19 protein-coding genes are annotated in these 21,549 nt (G+C 68.5%); 5 read left to right on the top strand and 14 right to left on the bottom strand.

Annotated elements, in window-relative coordinates:
- Positions 1-200: 200 nt before the first annotated feature.
- The 6 genes from M8859_RS11845 to M8859_RS11820 form a co-directional block, all read right to left on the bottom strand.
- A complete protein-coding gene (locus M8859_RS11845; protein ID WP_195070673.1) occupies positions 201-1,430 on the bottom strand; it encodes a cytochrome P450 family protein in 1,230 nt (409 codons plus the stop codon).
- Positions 1,431-1,442: 12 nt separating this feature from the next.
- Positions 1,443-2,714 (bottom strand): cytochrome P450, encoded by a 1,272-nt coding sequence (locus M8859_RS11840; protein WP_159926756.1) that lies wholly within the window; start codon positions 2,712-2,714, stop codon positions 1,443-1,445.
- Entirely contained in the window at positions 2,711-3,316 is a 606-nt protein-coding gene (locus M8859_RS11835; protein WP_159926754.1) for a GTP-binding protein, read from the bottom strand. Before M8859_RS11835 ends, M8859_RS11840 begins: the two co-directional genes overlap by 4 nt.
- Positions 3,291-3,641 carry a DUF742 domain-containing protein gene (locus tag M8859_RS11830; RefSeq protein ID WP_159926752.1) on the bottom strand — a complete coding sequence of 117 codons (351 nt, stop codon included), beginning with the start codon at positions 3,639-3,641 and terminating at the stop codon, positions 3,291-3,293. Before M8859_RS11830 ends, M8859_RS11835 begins: the two co-directional genes overlap by 26 nt.
- 73 nt (positions 3,642-3,714) lie before the next feature.
- A complete protein-coding gene (locus M8859_RS11825; protein WP_159926750.1) occupies positions 3,715-4,140 on the bottom strand; it encodes a roadblock/LC7 domain-containing protein in 426 nt (141 codons plus the stop codon).
- Positions 4,140-5,510, bottom strand: a complete 1,371-nt coding sequence (locus M8859_RS11820) for an ATP-binding protein (RefSeq protein ID WP_195070674.1) — start codon at positions 5,508-5,510, stop codon at positions 4,140-4,142. The genes M8859_RS11825 and M8859_RS11820 overlap by 1 nt, the downstream gene beginning before the upstream one ends.
- A gap of 618 nt (positions 5,511-6,128) precedes the next feature.
- On the opposite strand from M8859_RS11820, the gene M8859_RS11815 reads away from it, so the two are divergent.
- Positions 6,129-6,560, top strand: coding sequence for a type II toxin-antitoxin system Rv0910 family toxin (locus tag M8859_RS11815; RefSeq protein ID WP_159926746.1), 432 nt, complete (start codon positions 6,129-6,131; stop codon positions 6,558-6,560).
- A 9-nt stretch (positions 6,561-6,569) separates the two neighbouring features.
- On the opposite strand, the gene M8859_RS11810 is transcribed toward M8859_RS11815, so the two are convergent.
- On the bottom strand, positions 6,570-7,286 hold the full coding sequence (locus tag M8859_RS11810; protein ID WP_249644217.1) for an SDR family NAD(P)-dependent oxidoreductase: 717 nt from the start codon (positions 7,284-7,286) through the stop codon (positions 6,570-6,572).
- A gap of 84 nt (positions 7,287-7,370) precedes the next feature.
- On the opposite strand from M8859_RS11810, the gene M8859_RS11805 reads away from it, so the two are divergent.
- Positions 7,371-7,925: a TetR/AcrR family transcriptional regulator gene (locus tag M8859_RS11805; protein ID WP_159926742.1), complete on the top strand. Its 555-nt coding sequence runs from the start codon at positions 7,371-7,373 to the stop codon at positions 7,923-7,925.
- 84 nt (positions 7,926-8,009) lie between these two features.
- Here M8859_RS11805 and M8859_RS11800 read toward each other — a convergent pair whose 3' ends face one another.
- The gene (locus M8859_RS11800; RefSeq protein WP_159926740.1) at positions 8,010-9,548 is read right to left on the bottom strand and encodes a DHA2 family efflux MFS transporter permease subunit; all 1,539 of its coding nucleotides are present in this window, start codon (positions 9,546-9,548) and stop codon (positions 8,010-8,012) included.
- Positions 9,545-10,480, bottom strand: a complete 936-nt coding sequence (dapA, locus tag M8859_RS11795; protein ID WP_195139816.1) for a 4-hydroxy-tetrahydrodipicolinate synthase — start codon at positions 10,478-10,480, stop codon at positions 9,545-9,547. Before dapA ends, M8859_RS11800 begins: the two co-directional genes overlap by 4 nt.
- A gap of 71 nt (positions 10,481-10,551) precedes the next feature.
- Here dapA and M8859_RS11790 point away from each other — a divergent pair, with 71 nt between their 5' ends.
- The gene (locus tag M8859_RS11790; RefSeq protein WP_159926736.1) at positions 10,552-11,430 is read left to right on the top strand and encodes a LysR family transcriptional regulator; all 879 of its coding nucleotides are present in this window, start codon (positions 10,552-10,554) and stop codon (positions 11,428-11,430) included.
- A 5-nt stretch (positions 11,431-11,435) separates the two neighbouring features.
- Here M8859_RS11790 and M8859_RS11785 read toward each other — a convergent pair whose 3' ends face one another.
- Positions 11,436-12,092: an EthD domain-containing protein gene (locus tag M8859_RS11785; protein ID WP_159926734.1), complete on the bottom strand. Its 657-nt coding sequence runs from the start codon at positions 12,090-12,092 to the stop codon at positions 11,436-11,438.
- 114 nt (positions 12,093-12,206) lie between these two features.
- Here M8859_RS11785 and M8859_RS11780 point away from each other — a divergent pair, with 114 nt between their 5' ends.
- The gene (locus tag M8859_RS11780; RefSeq protein WP_201295276.1) at positions 12,207-13,682 is read left to right on the top strand and encodes an MFS transporter; all 1,476 of its coding nucleotides are present in this window, start codon (positions 12,207-12,209) and stop codon (positions 13,680-13,682) included.
- Here the strand turns inward: M8859_RS11780 and M8859_RS11775 are convergent.
- Together M8859_RS11775 and M8859_RS11770 are read right to left on the bottom strand one after the other, a co-directional pair.
- Entirely contained in the window at positions 13,661-16,420 is a 2,760-nt protein-coding gene (locus tag M8859_RS11775; protein ID WP_249644216.1) for a hypothetical protein, read from the bottom strand. The two genes, M8859_RS11780 and M8859_RS11775, sit on opposite strands and share 22 nt — an antisense overlap.
- A gap of 496 nt (positions 16,421-16,916) precedes the next feature.
- Positions 16,917-17,078, bottom strand: a complete 162-nt coding sequence (locus M8859_RS11770) for a hypothetical protein (RefSeq protein WP_159926730.1) — start codon at positions 17,076-17,078, stop codon at positions 16,917-16,919.
- Between the two features lie 896 nt (positions 17,079-17,974).
- Between M8859_RS11770 and M8859_RS11765 the strand changes: the two genes are divergently transcribed.
- The gene (locus tag M8859_RS11765) at positions 17,975-19,051 is read left to right on the top strand and encodes a baeRF2 domain-containing protein (RefSeq protein ID WP_195070679.1); all 1,077 of its coding nucleotides are present in this window, start codon (positions 17,975-17,977) and stop codon (positions 19,049-19,051) included.
- Between the two features lie 31 nt (positions 19,052-19,082).
- On the opposite strand, the gene M8859_RS11760 is transcribed toward M8859_RS11765, so the two are convergent.
- Together M8859_RS11760 and M8859_RS11755 are read right to left on the bottom strand one after the other, a co-directional pair.
- Positions 19,083-19,769: a PAS and ANTAR domain-containing protein gene (locus tag M8859_RS11760; RefSeq protein ID WP_159926726.1), complete on the bottom strand. Its 687-nt coding sequence runs from the start codon at positions 19,767-19,769 to the stop codon at positions 19,083-19,085.
- 379 nt (positions 19,770-20,148) lie between these two features.
- Complete coding sequence (locus tag M8859_RS11755; RefSeq protein ID WP_195070680.1) at positions 20,149-21,153, bottom strand: glycosyltransferase; 1,005 nt, start codon at positions 21,151-21,153, stop codon at positions 20,149-20,151.
- Positions 21,154-21,549: the final 396 nt, after the last annotated feature.

Genomic DNA, 21,549 nt, shown 5'->3' with positions numbered 1-21,549 from the left:
GATCCGACTCTACGCCGTAATCCACTGGGGCACAGCATATCTCGTGCGCGAAATCGAGGCGATCGGGTGTCGGCGGACACCCTCTCCACCCGCGGCGGAACACCGCGTATCCGCGAGGGATACGCGGGTGATCGAGTCCTGCACGGGACGAACGAACTCCGCTGCCGACAGGTGTGATCGCAAAGCCCGTACGGGCCGGACTACTCCGCAGCCTCCAGGAACACCGGCAGCTCGGAGTGACCGTTGGAGATGAAGCTGGGCACGGGGCGCAGCTCGGACGGGTCGGCCGCCAGGCGCATGTCCGGGAAGCGACGGAAGAGCGCCGGGAGGGCGATCTCCGCTTCCAGCCGGGCCAGCGGCGCGCCCAGGCAGTGGTGCGCTCCGTAGCCGAAAGCCAAATGCTCCTTGACCGACCGACGCACGTCGAACTCGCCCGCGGTGGCGCCGTGCACCTTCGGATCGCGGTTGGCCGCCACGTAGGAGGCCAGGATCGCCTCGCCCTTGGGAATCCGGACGCCCGCGATGTCGATGTCCTCGACGGCGTAGCGCAGCGGCAGGTGCGCGACCGGCGCCTCGAAGCGCAGCGACTCCTCCACCACATCCGACCAGGGGGTCCGGCCCTCCACCACGTCGGCTCGCTGATCCGGGCGAGTGAGCAACGCGTAGATGGCCTGATCGAGCAGGTTCACCGTCGTCTCGTGCCCGGCGTTGATGACCAGCATCAGCGTGTCGACGAGTTCCTTCTCGGCCAGCCGCGAGCCGTCCTCCTCGTCCCGGCTGGCGATCAGCACGCTCGTGATGTCGTCGCCGGGCGTCTCCCGACGGTATGCCACGAGTTCGCTGATCAGCCGGAACATCTCGAGATAGTTGGCCTGGGCCTCCTCCGGCCCGAACGAGGTGTCGAAGAACCCGTCGACGCATTTCCGCACGCCGGGGCCCAGATGTTCGGGCACACCCATCAGTTCGGTGATGACCTGGATGGGCACCGGGTAGGCGTAGCCCTCACGCAGGTCGACCGCCGTGCCACGCGGGGTCGCCGCGAGGCGGTCGAGCAGCTCGGCGGTGATCGCTTCGATGCGCGGTCGAAGCGCCACGGTGCGACGGTGCGTGAACGCGGGCGCGACCAGCTTGCGCAGCCGCCGATGTTCGGCGCCGTAGGCGGTGAACATATTGTCGACCGCCACCCAGGGGTGCAGCGGCCACTCCTCGGTGATCTCGCCGTTCATGAACGCCGCCCAGTGCTGCCGGGGATCCTTCGACACGCGGGGGTCGGCCAGCAGGCTCTTCAGCACGACGGCATCGGTGATGGACCACGCGGGCACCCCGCCGGGCAGTTCCACCAGGGCCACCGGCCCACGCTCGCGCAGCCGCGCAGCCTCGCCTTGGATATCGGAACCGGTCAGGTCCAAGACAATCGGCTCTTGCGACATCGGACGCTCTCCTTACACCAGGTTCAACGGAGGGGACTTGGGGAAGACGACCGGCAGGGCCGCCAACGCCCGGTGGAAAGGGCCGGGACGCCAGACCACTTCGTCCGCGGGTATGGCCAGCCGCATTTCGGGGAGAGCGTCGAGGAGCTGGTCGATGGCTTCTTGGACGACCACGGACGCCACCGACTTCGCGGGGCAGGCGTGCGGTCCGACCGCCCACGCCAGATGCGAGCGGTTGCCTGCGCGGTCACCGCCGCGGATGGCCGGGTCGTTGTTGCAGGCGGCGAGACTCACCAGCACCGGCTGGTGCGCGGGCAACCAGGTGTTGTCGACCAGGATGGGTTGCCGCGGATAGGTGATGCAGAAGTTCGCCATCGGCGGGTCGTTGAACAGCACCTCGTCCAGCGCGTCGCGCGTCGACAGGCTGCCGCCCAGAACGTCACCGCCGAAACGGTCGTCGGTGAGCATCAACAGCAGCGTGTTGGTGATCAGGTTCTGCTGTGGCTCGATCCCCGCACCGTAGAGGCTGATCAGGTTCGAGAGCATTTCCTCGTCGTCGAGCTTGGCCGGGTGATGGGCCAACCGGGACGTGACGTCGTCGCCGGGCTCCGCGCGGCGCTGGTGGATCAGCTCCATCAATGCCTCGGAGAGCATCTGCATGCCCTTGGCCGCCTCGACGGTGTCGAACAGCATGGCCATACCGGTCGCGACCCGCTGCCCCAGTTCGGTGGAGCAGCCGACGATCCGGTTGAGCACCTCGAAGACGAGCGGGAACGCGTACTGCGTCACCAGATCGGCGGAGCCCTTCGCGCAGAAGGTGTTGATCAGCGGAATGGCGATACGCTCGACCATCGAGTGCACCTCGTGCAGGTCGATGGCGTCGATGCTGGCGGTGTAAGCGCCCCGGTAGCGGGCATGCGCGGCGCCGCTGTTGCGGAGGGCGTTCGGGTACCACTCCATCATCGGCCGGATGGGCGAGTCCTCGGGAATGTTCTTCTGCCAGATGCGGGGATCGGCGGGAAAGTGCTCAGGATCGTTCAGGATCCGCAGGGCTTCCTGGTATCCGATCACCAGGGTGGCGGGGACTCCGGGCGACAATTCGATCGGGACCAGCGAACCGTGGCGCCTGCGCATCTCCCGGTAGACCCCGTGCGGGTCGGCCGCGAATCCCTCCGCGTACAGCGGGATCCGGGGGCCGTCGGTGTCGATCGGCGATCCGTGCGCGACCGGGCAGGCGCCACTGGATAGGTGCGCGGGGTAGGTCGAGGACTGCGGCGTGGTCAAATGCGCGACTCCAAACGGTGGAACAAGAATTCGACTAGCGTGATCAGTGAGCGCAGGCAAGTGCCCCGGTCACGCGCGTCCAGCGTCGTCAGCGGTGTGCCGGGTTCCAGATCGAGGGCATCGCGCACCTCGTCGAGCGGGTAGGGGCGCGCTCCTTCGAACTGGTTGACTGCCACCGAATACGGGACGCCGCGCTCCTCGAGCACCGACAGCACCTCGTCGGACTTCTCGATGCGACGGGTGTCGACAAGCACGAGCGCGCCGAGCGCACCGCGAGCCAGCTCCTCCCACAAAGGGACGAAACGCTGCTGCCCCGGCGTGCCGAACAGGTAGAGGGCGAGTTTGGGACTGAGCGTGATGCGGCCGAAGTCCATCGCGACCGTGGTCTGCGACTTGCCGGGCAGCCCGGCCATATCGTCCACGCCGACGCTGGCCTCGGTGATGGTCTCCTCGGTGCGCAGCGGCTTGATCTCCGAGACGCTGCTCACGAACGTGGTCTTGCCGACACCGAAGTTGCCGGCCACCAGCAGTTTCACCGAGCGGGTCACGGTCTCCGGCACGTAGTCGACGGCGCGATCAGACGGCGAGAGCACGGAGCCCATTGAGTACCTCCTCCAGCAGAGCGATCTCCGGCAGGGACTCGGCCGGGGTGGGGGTGACCAGGTGCCCGCCGTCCATCAGATCGGACGTGACGATCTTGACGACGGACGGCGGCAGGTCGAGGTACGCCGCGATCTCGGCGATCGACAGCGCACCCCGACGGCTGCACAGGGCCATGACCCGGCGCGCATCGGGCGACGCGCCGGGGAGTGGATCTTTGGCGGTCAGGACCAAAGTGACCAGGTCCAGCTCGCGAGTGGGACGCGTACGCCCTCCGGTGCGCACATAAGCCCGGACGAGGTCCGGGTCGCGCCGCGGCTTGCTCATGACGGCACCTCGCGCTTGCTCGGCTCCGTGATGCCCAGCGGCGCAGTACCTTTGACTCGCTCGCTGCGCTCGATCATGGCATTTCGCTGCCGTCTACGCGCCTGCGCGGCTGGCTGCCGAGCTCGCGCCCGACCCGGCCTGCGAGCTCGTTCATCCGGTGTGCGACGAGGCCCACATCGATGTCGTTGGTGGTCGCGACGCCCAGTAGCGCGCCCTCCCCCGCCGCGGTGATGAGGATCATGCCCTGGTCGTACTCGGTCATGTTCTGCCGCACGCCGTTGGTGGAGTCGCCGCAGAACTCACCGAGCGCCTTGCCGAGTGAGCGCAGGCCGGAGGCCGCCGCGGAGAAGCGTTCCGCCTCGTCGCGAGCGATCCCCGCGGAGTGCGCGATCCGCAGGCCGTCGTCGGACAGCAACACCGCGAACCGCACACCCGGGATACTGAGATCTTCGAGTAGCCAGCCCAGTTTGTTGCTGCTGTCGGTCACGGGTGTGGCCATCAGGATGTCATCCCTTCCGTGTCATCAGATGCGGCGGCGCGGCCGCTCTTGGAGCCGGTATGCCAAGCTGCGGCGACCTCGGGGCGAGCCAGCCCCGGTTCGGTGCGCGGCCCCACCGGGGCTAGCGCGACCGTCCTGCGTCGCCGCTTGGGTAACCCCCCGCTGGTGATCTCGCTCACCGTCAGCGAATGCTCGTCGTCGCCGGGCTGCTCGCTCGGCGCGGCGGGCGCGGGAACCGTTGCCGGCTCCGGTTTTGCCTCGGTCACGGGCGCGACCTCCTGGACGTTCTGCGGTGTGACCAGCAGCGACTCCGGGATGTAGACCATCGCGCGCATGCCGCCGTAGACGTTCGGGCCATCGATGTAGACGGTGAAACCGTAGCGGCGGGCCAGCGCGGCGATACCCGGGAAGCCGACCTTCGGCGAAGGGCCGAGCTGGTGGATGTCGACGGGCCGCTCGTGCGCGAGCACTTGGCGAGCCTCCTCCATCTGCTCGGCGTTCATCCGCACGCCCGCGTCATCGATGATGACGGTGACGCCGTGATGGCCCTCCTGGAAGTTGACGTCCACGTAGGAAGTCGGCGGGGAGTACCGCAACGCGTTGTCCAGCAGGGTCGCCAGCGTGTGCACGAGCGGTTCCACCGCGCGGCTGATCACGACGCGGTCGAGCTGGTTGGGTCGCACCCGCAGGTATTCGCGGACGCGGCCGATGGCGCCGCCGACCACGTCGGTCAGCGTCTGAGCGGGCCAGCGACGGCCGGGCAGGCCACCGCAGACGATCACGTAGGACTGCGCCTGGCGGATCATCTGCTGCACGGTGTGGTCGATACGGGTGAGCGTTTCGTACACCTGGTCGTCGCGATGCTCACGCAGCGCGGCGCTCACCACCTGGCTGACGTCCGCGCCGAGGCTGACCACGGAGGTGCCGAAGGAACGGACGGCGGCGCTGGTCGCCTGGCGCGACGCCGAGGCCACCTCGTTGCGCGCGGCCTCTTCGGCGGCCTTGATCGCCTGCTGCGCTTCGTTGTTGGTCAGGTCCCTGGTCTCCGAGCGGATGAGGCTCAGATCGTCGGCGTACCGCTCGGAGATCCACCGCAGGATCTGCGCGAGCCGCGAATTCTCCATGCCCGCCTGGACTTCGACCGGGGGAACCTGCGACTCGAACCGGCGGATCGATTCGGCCACCGCGGGTAGCGTGGTGGCGGCGAACCGCTCGAGCGTGTCCTCTGTCGCGCGCTGTTCCCTGGTCAGGGCCTCGACCTTGGCTCGCTGAGCCTTGGCATACTGCACTGCGTACAACGCCCCCGCTACGGCGATCACCAAAGCGGCGGCGAGGATCCATGAAAGCACCACGGCGATATCTTGATTCATCAGTTCTTTCGTCGTTGACTGGTCTCGAGGAATCGGCCCACTGCCATCCTGCTTCGCTCGCCTTCCCTCGCCTGCCGACCATGAACGGACCGGTCGGTGGGGTCCGCGTCGGAGTACCGGAAACCCCGCGGCGGCACCGGCACTCGCCGAGAGTGCCTACCGCACAGTGCCCGCAGGACAGGCGATTACATGTCAATCGCCGACCGCCCGGATCGTATCCGAACGGTAACCAGAACCCGACCATTCGCACATTAGCAGCATTCCGGAGAAGTCTCTGCCGATCCCACCGACACTTTCGGTTTCCCGGAGCTGGGACGATACGTGCCGCCGATCGCGACATTGCTGCGCAATACTGTTGGGCTGCCATACAAGCCGTACCCCGTTTGCGCTGCATACGGAACCGCAGGTCAGGTGGACTTCGGCGGAGGCGGGCCACCGCTGTCGACGGCGGCGGCTCCCGGCGGCCGGAACCGCCCAGTGGAATGGACGCTCACTGACACATCAACAAAAGTATTGCCGGGCTCTGGAATTCGACTACGAAGGGTTGTGTTCACCTCGGGGCCGAGCGTCCGCGCCCTCACAACGGGGCGGACCAGCGGTACCGGATACCATGCGCCCATGGCAAAGCTGAAGGTCTCGGTCGACGTCCCGATCTCGCCGGAGGAGGCCTGGGCGCACACCTCCGACCTCGCCGAACTCGACAAATGGCTGACCATGCACGAAGCCTGGCGCGGCGAGGTGCCCACCGAGCTGACCGTCGGCACCCAACTGGTCGGCATCGCCTCGGTAAAGGGGCTGCGCAATCGGGTCACCTGGACGGTTCGGGCCGCCGAGCCGCCGAGCCGCCTGCATCTGACCGGCGCGGGCAAGGGCGGCACCAAGCTGGGCCTGCAACTGCTCGTCGCCCCGAAGGGCTCGGGCTCGGAGGTCACCGTCGACATCGAACTCGGCGGCGCGCCGCTGTTCGGCCCGATCGGCGCCGGGGTGGCCCGGGCGGTCAAGGGCGATATCGAACGCTCCCTCGACCGCTTCATCGCACTTTACGGCTGACCCCGGCCGTCATCCGCCCAAGGCATCGAAGACTTCTTCGGCCCGGTCGCGGGTGCGATACATCCGCCACGCCGTCTCGGCCAGCTCGTCCGGATCGAGGGTGTGACCTTCCGGGCTGCCGAAACGCGCCGGGTCGGCCGTGACCATGGTGTGGATGTCGCCGCGTTCGACGAGTCCGCCGATGGTGAGGGTGCCCGCGTAGACGTTGCGTCCCGTCAGCGCCGCGTTGAGGGTGAGGGCGTAGTTGCGCAGCGCGGCGGTCGCGAGGGCGAGGTGGCCGAGCATGGGCATGGGGCGGACGCTGGACAAGCCGCCGGCGAAGAACAGAGCGCCGTTCCCGCGATCGAGCATGCCGGGCAGCACTTCAGCCACCACGTCCACCGCGGGCCACACCCACTCGAAGGCCGTTCGCGCCGTGGCGGAATCGATGTCGGTGATCGGCACGGGCTGCTGCGTCGGCCCCGGCCCGTAGTAGACCGATCCGATCGGACCTTCGCGGCGGATGTCGCCGAGTACCGCGGCGAGCCGCGAGCGGTCGGTGACATCGGCGACGTGGGCGGTGGCGTCGATGCCGCGCGCCGCCAGGTCCGCGAGGTATCCGGCGTGCCGCGCATCGCTGCGCGAGATCAGCGCCACGCGGAACCCTTCCCGGCCGAAGCGGCGGGCCATCGACATCCCGAGGCCGGGGCCGACGCCGACGATCACCGCTGTTCCATGGTCCGACATGTTCTCTCCTTAATCTGAGGCCCCCCTCGATTTCTCACCGTAGCATGAAATCGAGGGCGCCCTCAGATTTTGTAGGATGGCAGCGTGACCAAACCGCTGCGCCGGGACGCCGCCCGCAACCGGGAGAAGTTGTTGCGGGAGGCGGCCGACGTTTTCACCGAGCAGGGCCTCGAGGGTTCCCTGGAGGAGATCGCGCGGCGCGCGGGCGTCAGCATCGGGACGCTGTACAACCATTTCCCGACCCGCGACACCCTGATCGAGGCCCTCCTGCCGCCGCGACTGGCGGCGGTGGACGAGATCGCCGCCCGCGCTGCGGCCGAGCCGGACGCGTGGACGGCGTTCACCGGGTTCGTCGAAGACCTGCTCGGCAGGCTGACCGGCGATCGCGGGCTGCTCGAGGCGTTCACCGGAGACCATCCCGCGGCCGCTCGGCTGGCGGAGGCGTGCCATCGCGGAATGTCGCATCTGTCGACGGTTCTCGCACGCGTCCGGGAAGCAGGCGAGCTGCGCGCCGACGCGACCGACGAAGACGTCGTCAACTTGTTGTGGGCGCTGTCGCTGCTCGGGGAGACCACAGGCTCGCCGTCGTGGCGACGCGCTGCGGAGATCGTGTTCGACGGCCTCCGAAGCCGACGGTGAACACGCTCGGCGGTCCGGCTATGCCCGCTCGATGCCATGGTCCCGGGATCGCCTGGCAGAAGGGCGATCCCGGGACACCTACAGCTACGCGTGGACCACGGTCACCGCGTCGGCCGCCTCCGGGTTCTTCGGCTTGGTGCGCGGCAGGAAGAACGCCGGGACCAAGGTCAGCACGATCAACACCAGCGCCACCACATAGGTCTGGCTGAACGCGTGCGCGGCCTGCTGCAGGCCGGTTTCCACTGTGCCCGGCGGAAGCTGGCTCGCCAGCGCCGGATCGAAGTTCGCCGCGATCGCCGGACGGGCGAGCGGCTCGTTGTTCAGCAGGTTGGTCAGCACCACCGACATGGTGGCCGTGCCGATGGAGCCCGCGGTCTGGTTGACGATGTTCATCAGGGTCGACCCCCGGGCCACCTGCTGGTGGGTCAGCGTCTGGATCGCCGCGGTCATGATCGGCATCATCGTGCAGCCCATGCCGAGGCCCATGACGAACAGGGCGCCGATCATGGGGAGATACGAGCTGTCCGCGTCGAGCTGGACGAAGTAGGCCGTCCCGATCGAGATCAGCGCGATACCGATGAGCACGATCTTGCCGGGGCCGATCTTGTCCACGAAACGGCCCGCGACCGGCATGCTGAGCATCGCGCCGATGCCCTGCGGCGCGAGCAGCAGACCCGCCTGCAGCGCCGACTCACCGCGCACCTGCTGCAAGTAGGTCGGCAGCAGCAGGCCCGCCCCGAAGAACGCGACGGCGAACAGCACCATCGTGAGCACCGCGAAGGTGAGCGCGCGGTTGCCGAACAGGTGCAAATCGATCAGCGGGTGCTCGGTGCGCAGCGCGTGGAACACGAACGCCGTCATCAGCAGCACGCCGATAGCGGCCGGGATCAGCACTTTCCCCGCGATCACCGTCCCCTCCTCCGGGATGGAGGAGACGCCGAACAGGAACAGCGCGAGGCCGGGCGAGGCCAGCAGCATGCCGATGAAGTCGAACGACTCCGACGGCTCCGGCTTGTCACCCGGCAGCACGACGACCGCGAGCACCAGGGCGACCACGCCGATCGGCAGGTTGATCAGGAAGATCCAGTGCCAGCTGAAGTTCTCGATCAGCCAACCGCCCAGGATCGGGCCGCCGATCGGGCCGAGCAGCATCGGCACGCCGAGTACCGCCATCACCCGGCCGACCCGATGCGGGCCCGAGGCGTGGGTCATGATCGTCATGCCCAGCGGCATCAGCATGCCGCCGCCGAGACCCTGGATCACGCGGAACGCGATCAGCGACTCGATGTTCCACGCCGTGCTGCACAGCAGCGAGCCGAGCACGAAGAAGACGAGGGCCATGATGTAGAGCCGCTTGGTGCCGAAGCGGTCGGCCGCCCACCCGGTCAGCGGGATCACGGTGGCCAGCGCGAGTGTGTAGCCGGTCATCGTCCACGCCGCGATGGCGTAGCTGGTGTCGAACTCCCGCTGGAAGGTCGGGATCGCGACGCTGACGACGGTGATGTCGAGAATCGACATGATCGCGCCGAGCACGACGACGCCCGCGATCTTGAAGACGGCCGCGTCGAGTTTGTCGGTCGTCGGGTCGGGCCCAGCCGCCTGGGTATCCGGAGGTTGTGTCACCGCTTGAGCGTGGCATCTCCGGGGCCACAACACCAGTCGATGGCGGTTCCTTGTGCCGAGAATTCGGCGAGCGCGGTCAACGCGGCCCGCGTCGCGCCCTCGCTCGCAGGTAGCAGAGGCAATCGGACCGCAGGGCTCGGTATGCGACCCTGCGCCGCGAGCACCGCTTTGATCACCGCGGGATTGGGTTCGGCGAACAGCGCGGCCGACAGCGTCGCGAGCCGGTGGCCCAGCGATCGAGCCGCGTCGAGCGGACCGGTGCGCCACGCGCCGACCAGCGCGGCGAACGACGAGGTGTGCACGGCTGCCGAAGCCGCGATCGCGCCGTCCGCGCCGAGGGCCAGCATCGGTGCGGCGAACAGGTCGTCACCGGCCAGCACCGCGAAGTCCGCGGGCCGGGCGCTCATGAACGCAATGGTGACGTCATCGATGGCCCCGACCGCGTGCTTCACCCCGATGACCCCGGGTATTTCGGCGAGCGCGAGCAAGGTGTCGAACCCGAGGGACAGGCCGGTCCGGTACGGGATGTGGTAGACGACCAGCGGCACGGGACCGGCTGCGGCGAGTTCGCGAAAATGCGCGAGCACCCCCGCCTCGGACGGACGCGTGTAGTACGGGACCACGGTGAGCGCCGCGGTGCAGTGGGGGTCGAGGCCGGCGAGCGCTTCGACGGAAGCCGCCGTCGAGTTCGATCCCACTCCCACGATCAGCGGCGCGTCGCGTTCCCGGCAGACGCGCCCGCAGACGGCGACCACCTGCGCGCGTTCCGCGGCCGTCAGGGTCGCGGGTTCACCGGTGGTGCCGAGCGCGACTATGCCGGTCGCGCCGTCGTCGAGGACCTCGCGGGCGAGCTGCTCCAGCGCGTCGGCGGCCAGCGCGCCGTCGGCGGAGAACGGCGTGACCAAGGGGACGAAGAGACCTGCGAGCGTCATAGGGACAAGCCTGAACGGACCGAACCATCAGATCCAGTTCACATTTCTGTCGCAGACCATAAGGTGAACTGATGCTTGATGTCCGCAAGCTGAGCTTGCTGCGCGAACTGGCGCGTCGCGAAACCATCGCCGCGGTCGCGGAAGCCCTCGCTTACACCCCCTCGGCGGTCTCCCAGCAACTCACCGCGCTGGAACGGGAGGCCGGTGTGCCGTTGCTGGCGCGAACCGGGCGGCGCGTCCGGCTCACCCCGGCGGCCGTGGTTCTCGTCCAGCACACCGAGCGAATCCTCGCGGTGCTCGAGCAGGCCACCGCCGATCTGGCCGCGACTCGCGCCGAACTGACCGGGACGCTGCGCATCGGCGCGTTCCCCACCGCCGTGCGGACCATCCTCTCTCCCGCGCTCGTCACGCTGAGCAGCGCGCATCCCAGACTGGAACTGCGGGTCACCGAACTGGATCCGGCGCTGGCGCCCGACGCGCTGCGTGCGGGGACACTGGATGTCGCGCTGATCCAGGAGTACGACTACGTGCCGGTTTCCGCCGATCCGGCCCTGCACAGCGAGCCGCTGTTCGAGGAGATCGTCTACCTCGCGGCACGTTCCACCGACTCGCTGTCGGCGCACCGTGAAAGCCCCTGGATCGCGAGCACTCCCGGCACGCTGTGCCACACGATGACCGTACGCGCCTGCGAAGCGGCCGGCTTCACACCCAGGATCCGGCACCACGCCGACGACTTCGGCACGGTCCTCGCGCTCGTGGCCGCGAGTCAGGGCGTCGCCTTGGTGCCGGAATTCGGCACCCGGGAATGTCCCGCGGGCGTCGTACTCGGCGCCCTGCCGACGCGACGGCGCACGCATCTGGCCTATCGCCGCGGCGCGGGCGATCATCCCGCGGTGCGCGCCGCACTAGCGGCGCTGCGCGAATCGGCGGGACGCTCCCCCGGCCGCTGAACCACTCAGCGCAACCGGTATCGACTGGTGGGCACCACATCCAGGTTCCGGTCGCCGCCGAAAGTCGCGACGCTGGCCATCAGGCGGTCGACTCGGCGGGCCAGCTCCGCCGCGTCGCCGCCGCTGCCATAGAAGGCGTGCGGATCGGTGAGGGCCTCGATCGGGAACAGCTCCTCCACGATCCCGGCGATCTCCGGCGCACCGGCCGTGGCGGGCCCCGTCACCAGATTCTGCACGTAGCCGAACGTCGCCTGGGTCTCGATGGCGATCGCGGTGTGATGGTTACGCCAGCGATCCAGCCATTCGGTGTGTGACAGGTCATCCGGTTCGCGCAGGAAAGCGATGTTCGACAATCCCGGCGCCCGCTCGTGTAATGCGGTGACCGGCGGCGGAATCGGCGTCGCCTCCTCGACGTGCCAGCCGGCTACCCGCTCCGCCACGGCGCCGAGCGCCCGCTCGGCCGCCTCCGGCTGCGGTGTTCCCGCCCACCAGACGCTGACGACGGCCTGCACCGGCGCGTCGAACGTCGTGATCCGCAGCATCGCCATCTCGACCGCCGCGTCCGAGATGTTCGCCTGCACCGCGCCTGCACCGGACAGGCGAGACACCGGATCGGCGGTCAGCAGGTCGCCAACGCCCCACAGCGCATAGATCGTCTTCATCGGCGGGCCACTTTCTAGAACATGTTTCAGTCGCTGTGCGAGCCTAGCCGACCACGGCGGTTGGTCGCGGCGGCTCGGGGTAAACGAACCTCAGTCTTCTGAAGGTGGTGATCCGTGCGGACCATATCAACCGACATCCCCGCCCGGCTGGACCGCTTGACGTGGTCGAAGTGGCACTGGATGGTCGTGATCGGGCTGGGATCGGTCTGGATCCTCGACGGGCTCGAGGTGACCGTCGTCGGCAGTGTGGCCAGTAGATTGTCGGAACCGGACAGTGGCCTGAACATCACGGCCGCACAGGTTTCCGGCCTCGCCGCGGCCCTGTACGTCGCGGGCGCCGGCTCCGGCGCGCTCTTCTTCGGTTGGCTGACCGACCGATTCGGCCGGAAGAAGCTGTTCCTGATCACCCTCGCGGTGTACCTTTTCGCGACCGCGATGACAGCCCTGTCGTTCTCGATGTGGTGGTTCGTCTTCTTCCGCTTCCTCACCGGTTTCGGCATCGGCGGCGAATACGCGGCGATCAATTCCGCCGTCGACGAGTTGATCCCGAAGAAATACCGCGGACGCATCGACATCGTCATCAACGGCACCTACTGGCTCGGTGCCGTCGGCGGCGCGTTGCTGTCCATCATCGCGCTCAACACCGATCTGTTCCCGCCGAATGTGGGCTGGCGGTTGACCTTCGCGCTCGGCGCCGTGTTCGGTCTGGTCATCCTGCTGGTGCGCAGGCATGTCCCGGAGAGCCCCCGCTGGATGTTCATCCACGGACGCGAGGACCGAGCCGAACAAACCGTCGCCGCGATCGAGGAGGAGGTCCGGGCCGACACCGGCACGGCGCTCGCGGATGTCTCCGATCAACAGATCCGGATCAAGCAGCGGCGCACCATCTCCTTCCGGGAGATCGCGGCAGTGATGGTGCGGCACTATCCACGGCGCAGTGTCCTCGGGTTGTCGCTGTTCATCGGGCAGGCATTCCTCTACAACGCCATCACGTTCAACTACGCGCTCATCCTGTCCAGATCGTTCGGCATTCCGGACGATCGGGTCGGCTACTACTTCGCGGTCCTCTGTTTCGGCAACTTCCTCGGTCCGCTGCTGCTGGGCAAGCTGTTCGACACGATCGGGCGCAAGCCGATGATCGCGGGCAGCTACCTCGGATCGGCGGTGCTGTTGCTGGGCACCGCATGGCTTTTCGCGGGCGGCCACCTGACCGCGACGACCCTCACCGCCTGCTGGACCGCCGTGCTGTTCGTCGCCTCGTGCGGCGCCAGCGCCGCCTACTTGACCGTCAGCGAGATCTTCCCGATGGAGACTCGCGCCATGGCCATCGCCTTCTTCTATGCGATCGGGACCGTCGCGGGCGGCGTCGCGGGACCGTTGGTGTTCGCCGAATTGTCCTCCGACGGAGACCTCGGGAAGACCGCCTTGGCGTTCACCATCGGCGCGCTCGCCATGTTCGCGGCGGGTTTGGTCGAACTGGCCTACGGCGTACGGGCGGAAGGGCGGTCGCTCGAGGAGCTGGCCGAGCCGCTGAGCGCTATGCGGGAGCCGGACGCGGCGCAGGCCGCTCAGCCGCCGCCGAGGGGGTAGGGACGACACCGCGCCGTGTCCTCGGCGCTCGCCCGGCCGCAGCCGTAGATCATCACGGGTTCGGCGTTGGTCGAGGGATCCCAGATCTGCTCCACGCTGAGCATGCCCACCCACTTGTCGTGCGCCACCCGGCCGGCGTGGGCGCCCTGACTGACCGAGAAGTCCAGCACGCCACTGCTGGACTCGATCACCGGATGCCGGGGCAGGTCACGCAGGGCGGCCCACACCGCGGCCGCGCTGATCGGGATCGGCTCGGTCCAGACCCCGGACACGGCCGGGGCCAGTGCTTGTACTGCCCGTACGAACAACCCGACCGCGTCGTAGGCCAACGCGACCCGCTCCCCCAGCGGATGCAGCTGGACGCGCTCGCCCAGCGGCTTGTCCGCCTCGGCGCAGGCGTTCCAGCTCGGGATGTCCGGGTCCACGGTGGTGGCGAGGTGGTAGAACTCGACCCGGCTGCGGAATCCCTGGCCTTTGTTCCGGCAGGTCACCAGGCTCGCTTTGGCCACGTAGACCAGCGGGCGCGCACTGTTGGCCGCCCTGCGCCGGTCCACGCTGGCCATGAACCGGTTGACCGAGTCGTCCGCGATCAGCATCACCCGCTGGTCGCCGCACGCTTTGTTGAGGCTCTGCAGGAAGTCGGGGAACTCCGAATCCCGGCCCGCGAAGAACAGCACCTCGTCGCATGCGTCGGTGTTGTCCGACCCGGTGAAGGCATCACGCTGGTCCCAGGAGCCGTCCCAGATCGCCCGGCCGTCGGCCGCGAGGATGTGCAGGTCCGCAGCCATGTTCTCGGTGTAGAGATCGGTCGGGTCGGGCCGATGGTAGATCCGGACGCCGCGCCCGGCCAGCCCGGGAAGGGAGTTCAGGTACTGCTTGATCATGTCGGCGATCGCGTGGTTCGGCGGGGCGATCTGGAAGTACAGCGGCGAGGACAGCACCATCTCGTCGGCCGACAAACTGGGCGCCACCATCAGAATGCCGAGGCCGGTCAGCGAGTTGATCATCCCCAGCGTCGCGATCCGGCTCTGATCGAGCCCGATCGCGCCGACGATGCTCGGCTCCGCCTCGATGAGCGGCGTCAGCAGCTCGACGACTTGGAGACCCTGCAGATTGGCCGGACCGGTATTCGCGAGCAGCAGCCGGATCAGCGGGACCGTGTCGGGCGTGACGGCGTCGGACAACGCGACCGATTCGAGCGCGTTGTACTGAGCCAGCGCCAAGCCCTCGATGTCCTCGCTCTGCGCGGGGTAATCGCCCGGAACGCCGGTCAACTGACCGAAATAGACGAGGGTGAACAGCGGCCGCGCCGGCTGCTGTGCGGCCAGCCGCTCGACCAGCAGGTTCTGCTTGTACACCCGCCGCTGTGCTTCCACCAGGCGGCGACTGCCCGGTTCGTCGCGCGCGAACAGGAAGCCCCGCCCGCCGGAGTCGGGATCGTCCGGGTCGTATGCGCTGAAACCGACGCAGTTGCCGTCCGTACCGGGGACGACGCGCACCCACTCGACGGCCGTTCCGGTGGCGCACACGGGTTCCCCCGCGTGCCACGGCCGCCAGGTCGCGAACCCGCCCGCCGCCACCGCCAGCACCGCCACCAGGAACACCACGCTCGCCGACAACGCCCGTCGTGCCCACCACGGCGGCGCCGGGACCTCGATCCGGCGGAACGGGTCCGCCTCGTCGTCGTCGGAGCCGGTCGCGGGCACGGCGAACCACAACTGCCAGGCCCGCGGGCGCTGCCGCTGCCGCGCGACGGGCAACTCCTCCACCCAGATCTCGTACAACCGCCGCACCCGGTATGCGGGTCGCGCGGTGACGCCCGACGGCGCTGTCCGCGTGCCTGCCACCACCAGCAGCGGGTCGTCCTTGCCGGTCTCGTTGCGGATGTCGTTGATCAGATCCAGCAGCCGTGGACCGGCTTCGCCGTCGAGAGCGCGCAGGATCACGACCGGATAGGTGGTGCGCCGTGCGGCGCCGATGCTCCACCATCGACGGCGGTAGGCGACCCGCAGGTCTTCGAGAAAAGCATGCACCAGCAGCTTGGCCAGATGCTCGGCGTGCTCTTGGCGGCGGGCGCCCTCGGTGAGACGGTGGGCGAATCCGACGAACTGGCTGGACTGTTCCGGCGCGAGATACTGCTGGCGCATGAACCACCGGAACTCACGTCCCACGCCGGGAATCCGCCCGCCCGTGCGCGCCCGGAACACCGCCGTGGGCAGAACGATACGCAAAACGCCCAACAGGATTCGTTGTACCGTGCCCACCGTGGCCTGGGCTTCGCCCAGCAATTCCTCGCCCCAACGGCCGAAGTCCTTGCGCAACAGCGACGCCAGTTCATCGAGTTCGTTGTCGGAACTCAGTTTGCGCGCCATCAACCATTCGGCCAACCGGTAGCGCCGGAAAGGCAATGGGCGCAGACGCCCGAAGCGGTCCGCCGACAACCCCTTGCACATGTTGTAGAGCAGTTGCCGCAAAACGGTCAGGCCCGGCGTGGTGTCCTCGACCAGCGAGCTGCCCTCCGGCAAGGGGTCGAGGACGTCCACGTCCACGGCCACGTGCACCGCGCCGCCGAGTGCCGAGCCGAACATGTCCAGGCATGCCTCGACATTGGTGAGGTCACCACAGAGACCCACCATCGGCAGCATCCGCTCCCCGCGCGGCGGTCGCCGCACCAACCAGCGCAGCAGGTCTTCGAGCACATCGACTCCTCGGAAGGAGACAGCTCTGGTGCCGGACATGACGCCCCCGTGTCCTCGGCCGATTCTGACCACCCATTGAAGCAGACGCCAAACCTGTTGGGGCTCCGAGACACGAGCGCCGACGGTTCGGCGGGAAGGTAGTAGGCAACCACGTGGACGGCACACCGAACGAGCCCCGCAATTCGCGAGACTCGTTCGGGGCGGGCGTCTTCGACGATTCGGCGGAACTCGACCGAACCTTCCATTTCGAACGGCTCGAAGATGTATGTCGCAGAGGCGCTCAGCGAATTTTGTGGCCCTCGTGCTGTCGTGCGCATGCCACGACAAGCGATTTACGTCACCGGCACGTCGGCGCGGCGTTTCCGGCCCTGCGGCGCAAACACTTTCACGGGCGGTATTCGGACTACGGCGCTATAGAGCAGCGCACAGCCCGCAAATACGCGCCGATGCCGCGGCCGCCGATACCGGCCCGCACACGGCGTTCGACGCGTACCCTCCGCACGTCGCGAAAGGTGGACGAACCCGCCGGTTCGGGTCAGTTGTGCCGCGGGTCCGCGGCGGAGGTGTGTGGCCGGGTGATCCGGCGATGGGCCATGACTTCGGCCCACCAGCCGCTGAGCGGGCTCGGGTCGGGCCATACGATCCGATCTCGTTCTTCGTCGTCCGCGGCGACGGGCGCTTCGGGCTTCTCGATCACGATGACGTTCCTCTGCGCTGGTGCACGTAGTCGTACACATTCTTGCGGAGAGCCCTCGTGTTCGTGCGCCGCCGGTAATCAGCGACAGAGCGCTTCGAATCGGCTGAACGTCGAGCAGCGCGGGTTCCTCGCCCCGTTTATCGGACGACCGCGCTGTCGATCCGATACCTCCACATTTACCACAGCCCACCTGAAACAAACCGATCTTTTCGGTTTACGATCCGGACACCAAGCGGTTGCTTGGGTGATTGCGGCCCGCTGAACAGTAAAAACGGACATTAGAACAGCTTTATTACACGAAACCGAAAAAGAGCAGGACGCCGAAAATCGCTCACCGCGCCGGGCTCGAGGCGCCCGCCCCCGACCGCGTTGAACTCCTCGATCCCCGGCTTCGTGGCGGCCGGACCGCCCTCCTCGCGGTCGGCCGCGTTCGGATCGGCGAAGTTCGCCGGCGCCCGCGGCCTGCGGCGCCGACCCCACCTTTCGCAGGTGGCCGCTCCTCAATGGCCGAACGATTGCCGAACCGGGCAGCGTCGCGGGGCCAACTCTCGCGGATTGATCCCGAGTGGTGACCACCCATCGGCGAGCGGCGCTCACAACCGTCCCCCGAACCTCACCCACCGGCGCTCCGAGCCGATGGAAAGTTGGCCGAAACCACTTCGCGCACAACGAAACAGCAGAATGATCACGATTCCGTACACCGTGCCCGCAGATCCGGGTGCCCTGATTCGGCACGACACGCCGGGGTACTCACCCACTGTGGTTCGCCGAATCGAAGCCTTCGGGACACACGACGAAGTCACTCGAGCGCGAATTTCCCGGGCCGAGCGAACGCTAGACGTTTGCCGAAGCTCCCGAGCGAGAGCGTCCATGGCCAGGGAAACCAGGTGATACCGATGGCGGACCTCCGGCGGATACTCTCGAAGCACGGCCCCTTCGCATCGGTCTGTTTCGACACTTCCCACGACACCGAGGGCGCGGGCGGTCCGTCCGAGCTGCATTGGCGCTCGATCGACGCCGAGCTGGACCGCAGCGGGGCCCGGCCACGGATCCGGCGGCTGCTGGCCCAGGCGATCACCCTGCACCCAGCGGCGCGAGGGCGCTACGGCAGGCTGCTCATCGCCGACGAGACCGAGGTGCTCGCCGACGAACGCTTGCCTTGGCCACCGGACACCGAGACCGTCCGGGTTTCGCCCCTTCCCTACCTGCTACCCCTCATCGAGATGCAGGCCGAGAAGGTCCCGCATGTCGTCGCACTCGTGGACCGGGTGGGCTCGGAACTCTATTCGCTCGACGGTCATGGCAGCGAACTGGAGGAATCCCTCCGGTGCCTGGACCAGCCGGTGCCCGAGCTCCGGCGCGACGACCGGTCTCGTCGTACGATTCGCCACCGCGTCGAGGACACCGCGCATCGCGACATTCGCCAGTTCGCGCACGAACTGGACCGGCTGGCCGACACCGTGCACGCGGAAGTGGTCGTGCTCGCCGGAGAAGCTCGGGCTCGCGCGCAGCTGCGCGCGGCGTTCGACGCGAAGGGCCGGGACGTCATCGAGGCCCGATCCGGCACGCTGACACCGGCTTCGGACCCGAAGGCCCTCGACGCGGAGGTTCGCGACATCCTGCACCGCGTGGTGGCGCAGCGACGCCGTCGGGTGCTCGAGCGCTTCACCGCCGAGATCGAGCGCCCGGACGGCCTGGCGGTGGCCGGGCTGGCCGCGACCACGACCGCGTTGCGCGCCGCCACCGTGGAGCGGCTACTGCTGGACCGCACGGCGCTGGGCGACCGCTTGGTGCTCGCCGGTACCGCGCCGAACTTCGTGATCGGCTCGGCCACGAACGGCTCGACCGGTGAGATGCGCCGCGCCGACGAAGCCCTGCCGGTGGCCGCGTTGGCCATCGGGGCCGAGATCACGCTGGTCGACGCCGTGGCCGGCCTGCGCGACGGGGTCGGCGCCGTGCTGCGCGGCCACTAGGCCGGAATCGCGTCGTGCCGACGATCCGACATCACGACTTCGGGACGCGCTCGTGCAGAGTCAGCAGCATGTGGTCGAAGGCGGTCTGCACCGATGGCGGAGCCGGGGGCAAGTCGTCGATCTCGGCGATGAGCTGGGCGGCCAAGTCGCGCAACTTGACGTTGGTCTCCTGCGAACGCCACTGCAAGACGTGGAAGGCCTGGTCGGCGTTGATCCGGTAGATCCGCATCAGCACCCCCTTGGCCTGCTCGATCAGCGCGCGTGCCTCGAACAGTTTCGGCAGGGTGCCGTCGAGGAGATCCTGCCGCTCCTCGGCGATCGTGGCCGTCAGGTCCACGTAGTAACCCGCGGTGCCGACGACGGTGCCGTCCTTGTCGGTCATCGTGTCGCCCAGCACGATGACGTGGTGCGGCGCACCGGCGGTGTCGATGATGCGGTGGCGGCTGCAGAACGGTTCGGCGTTGCGAACCGACTTCTCGATCGCCTCGGCGACATGATCCCGGTCCTCGGGGTGTTTGTGCGCGAGCAGCAACTCCGTCGTCGGCGTCACCGTGTCGGGCGCGTAGCCGTGCATCGCGGCGACTTCGTCCGACCACTCCCACCGCTGATCGGCGAACCAGAACCGGAAGCTTCCCGTCGTCTGGGGCGTCCCCGCCCCGACCACCCGGGCTACCGCTCCTTCAGCCGTGTCCACGATTCGGTCGCCCGATTCGTTCATCGCGTCAGTATGCTCCTACCTGCAGCGTCTCACCGTGAATCCCGCCGATCGAAGCGCAACGTCCCGACCGCTCACCTCCCGAGGTGACAACATCATCTTATTCTGCGGGGGACGCGGTTCACGCCGAGTAACACCAGAACTCGGCTATTGCCCGAGCGGGGTCTCCGCACCCGGATCGCGGCGCCGACGACGACAGTGGCGACCGCCCCCTCGCATCGGTACGCGGCGCGCCGGATGCCCGCGCACGTGCTGCCGGGTAACTCATGACGACCCCGACGTGGTGGTCGGGCCGGAGTCGGGAGTCCCGCGCCGAGCCGCACCATGCGCCGTACTCCCGGCCGCGATGGTGATGGCGGCGGTTCTCACGACGCGGCGGTTCTCACGACGCGGAACAAAGGCCGCGTGCGTCGATCTCGTTGACAGCCGCCGCGGCTCGTGCCGCCGCACCCCGGGTATGCCACCACCGCCAACGATCCGTATCCAGCGCCCGCGCCCGCTCCAGGAGCGCGGGCCAGTCGTCGAGGTCCGGCCGGCGGTCGAGGGTGAGCGCCATGCCCGCGGCGGCCAGAGCGCGACCGGTCGCGTGCTGCTCGCCGAACGGGCGCTCCGCCGGGATCAGGATGGCCGGTTTGCCCGCGGCGGCGATGTCGGCGACAGCGCTCTGACCGGCGTGCGAGACGATCACGTCGGCCTCGCACAGCTGCGGCCACGGGTCGTCGACCCAGTCACCCGATCCGAGAGTGCGCCACCGGTATCGGCGGTGGCGCTGCGCGCACGCGCGAACCATCGCTGCGGTGAACGGTGCGCCACCTGCTCCCGCCAGTACCAGGACCACAGGGCGCTCGTCCCCGCGGACCGCCCGGGCCGGCACGCGCTCGGCGAAGCGGGTGATGCCGCCGACGTAGTGGGTCTTGTCGGCATACGGGTGCAGCCACGACGGGTCGTAGAGCCCGCGCGGCCACGCCGCGATCAATCGTTCGGCGATGCGGTGCAGCATCTGATGTGCCGGGTCCGTCCGGGTACCCGGCAGCGCCATCGCCACGACCGGCACACCGTGCAGCCTGGCCAGCAGCGCCACCTCCACCGACACGTCCACCACCAGGGCGTCGGGGCGGGTGTCGGCGATCCAGGCGGCGACCGCCGCCATCCGATCGGCGAGGCCGGGATCACGGCGTGGCACCCAGTGCAGCATCCCGCCCGCGGTCGGGTCGTCGGCTCTCGCGGCCCGGTCGCCTGCGGGCAACTCCACCGTGTCGTCGAAGCCTTGGTGGCTTGCCGGCGACAACGAGGACAGCGCGACGACCGGTTGATCGATGTGCGCGCGAATACATTGCGCTCGCAGCAGGTGCCCGCAGCCGTGGTGATGGATGTAGTAGCCGATCATGCCGCCCCCGGATTCGCCGACGGTGACCGCGCGCCGATCAGCGCGCGGAAGCGGCGGGGGTCGAGCCTGACAACCATGGCATCGGGCCTTCCGGGACTGAGGGCTGACGTGTGCCGGTTCTACCCAGGCAAATGTCTAGCAAACATTCACGAGTGCCGACGCGGCATGGAAGGCACGAGGTCGACCGCCCAGCATCGGCGGACCTGGGCACAGGCCCGCGAACCAGCCGAGATGCGCGGGCGTGGCCACCGCGACACCTCCGCTCGAGCCGCCACGAGAGTGAGCCTTCACCCGAGGGCGGATAGGCTTACGGACGTGGCGGGGGCGGGGGGGGGGGGCCCCGCCCCCCCCCGGGGGCCCGGATTCAGCGGGCGGCCCCGCCCCACGCGGGCACTC

This window comes from Nocardia sputi (assembly GCF_023501985.1).
This window is presented reverse-complemented; position numbering and strand designations above follow the sequence as displayed.